Source organism: Winogradskyella thalassocola, from assembly GCF_900099995.1.
In the GTDB taxonomy this organism is placed as follows: domain Bacteria; phylum Bacteroidota; class Bacteroidia; order Flavobacteriales; family Flavobacteriaceae; genus Winogradskyella; species Winogradskyella thalassocola.
In genome coordinates, this window is sequence record NZ_FNCZ01000028.1 from 1 (window position 1) to 1654 (window position 1654).

A 1654-nucleotide genomic window follows, 5' to 3' on the forward strand; every position below is an offset into this window, starting at 1 on the left:
TCTCTGCGTGTATATTAACCTTATTCCTCTCTTTTGTCTTTTCTGATTTATGCTTAAATTTAATTAATTGTAAACTTAAGACGTGTATAATTAATGGCTAGTTATCGCCTACTTACGAAAATCCTCGCGGATTTTCTATTCGGTTTTTATTTGCTAAATTAGGTGCTTAAACACGCCACTAATCATACACAAAACCGTTACCACACATTTAAGGAATGACGCAAAAACAACTAAAAATATTCTATCCGACAATTTTCTTCCTAGGAATAATCTTAATGTATTTTCAAATACAAGTTTTTCGGAATACTATTATTAATTGGTTAATACCTGCATCAATAATAATTGTCGTCGCAGTTTTGAGTTATTTAATGGATTTTAAAAATTACAAACGGACTTATAATTATAGCGGAATTGGATTGTATTTATACTCGTTAATGCATTACATAATCGGATTTGGTTTTATTGTCTGCTCAATTTTTATGCTGACTAACTACTATTTCGCTGACGAAAATTTAAAAACAGAATCTTATGAAATCGTTGACCGAACTTGGATTCAAGGAACTGGAACTAAATACCATTACGGAGAAAAACAGCCTGTTTTTACCATAAATTATAAAGGCAAAGAAAAAGAGTTAATCTTTTTTGCTGAATATTATGATAAAATGGATTTTTATAAAACTGTTGAATTTGAAACACGGAAAGGTTTTTTTGGATTTGACATTTTAGAAAATAAAAAGCTGAATTAATAAAATTTCGGAATAAAAAACGTGTGGTAACATTGTATATAAAAAATTGCTATTTTGTGCTTAACCAATGTTAGTTGCTTTGTTTGCTTGCTTCCGATTTTCCTTCGGAAAATCCTCGCACACAAACACGCAACTTTCCATATACATAACCGTTGGCAATAATTAGATGAAAATAAAATGGGAACCATATAATCCTGAATGGATAATCGAAATTGCAAAAGAACAGATTCCAGAGGAAAATGAAATTATCGATAATTTAAAACAGTGCATAAAGTGCTTTAAGGAAAGTAAGGCTTATTATTATTTTGTCTATTCCGAAAACCCAAATGAACCTAATTCTGATTGGCAATTTGACGAGAATATTATTTTGTACTCGAAAGAAAATGGAGAAATAGTTTTAGATATTTTAAAAGGAAAAAAGATTGGCGGAATTGAATTTTTAAGCAGACTGTAATGAATAATCTGACTTTTGATAAACTGTTTGACTTAATCGAAGAAAATCGATTTGCAAACGAATCTGACAAAAAGATTGCGGAAAAAATACTCGAAGCGGAAAATGACTTGGGAGATTGGAAAACTTCCGTAAAGAATTTAAATGAATTTATTATTGTATTAGAAAAAGAAGTTGGAGGAACTGTTACCAAAACAAGTCTGAACAAACTCTTGAAAAAATATAATCGGAATATTGCACAAAATATGTGGGAAGCAGAAACCGTTTGTTCTTTATTAGAAATTTTTGATTTTACCCAAGAGACTGAATTGAGAAAAATATTTAATGAATTGACTGAAACAGTAAAAACGGAATAAAAACTATTGCCAACAAAGTACTGTGCTAAAAAACAAGTAAAATCCCATTAATTTTTCACTAGCGTACTTTTATATGTTGCATCAAATATTAACCCAGATTT

At 29.6% G+C, this 1654-nt stretch carries 3 protein-coding genes; all 3 read left to right on the forward strand.

Annotated elements, in window-relative coordinates; genetic code table 11:
* Window positions 1-275 precede the first annotated feature (275 nt).
* Window positions 276-746: an RnfABCDGE type electron transport complex subunit D gene (locus tag BLT80_RS19785; protein WP_139181121.1), complete on the forward strand. Its 471-nt coding sequence runs from the start codon at window positions 276-278 to the stop codon at window positions 744-746.
* A 166-nt stretch (window positions 747-912) separates the two neighbouring features.
* Window positions 913-1200, forward strand: coding sequence for a hypothetical protein (locus BLT80_RS19790; RefSeq protein WP_092471277.1), 288 nt, complete (start codon window positions 913-915; stop codon window positions 1198-1200).
* Complete coding sequence (locus BLT80_RS19795; RefSeq protein ID WP_092471279.1) at window positions 1200-1553, forward strand: hypothetical protein; 354 nt, start codon at window positions 1200-1202, stop codon at window positions 1551-1553. The genes BLT80_RS19790 and BLT80_RS19795 overlap by 1 nt, the downstream gene beginning before the upstream one ends.
* The last annotated feature ends 101 nt before the right edge of the window (window positions 1554-1654 follow it).

What these genes read in the sequence shown, in the direction of transcription:
- BLT80_RS19785 (WP_139181121.1), top strand. Translation starts at nt 276, where the DNA reads ATGTATTTTCAAATACAAGTTTTTCGGAATACTATTATTAATTGGTTA.
- BLT80_RS19790 (WP_092471277.1), top strand. Translation starts at nt 913, where the DNA reads ATGAAAATAAAATGGGAACCATATAATCCTGAATGGATAATCGAAATT.
- BLT80_RS19795 (WP_092471279.1), top strand. Translation starts at nt 1,200, where the DNA reads ATGAATAATCTGACTTTTGATAAACTGTTTGACTTAATCGAAGAAAAT.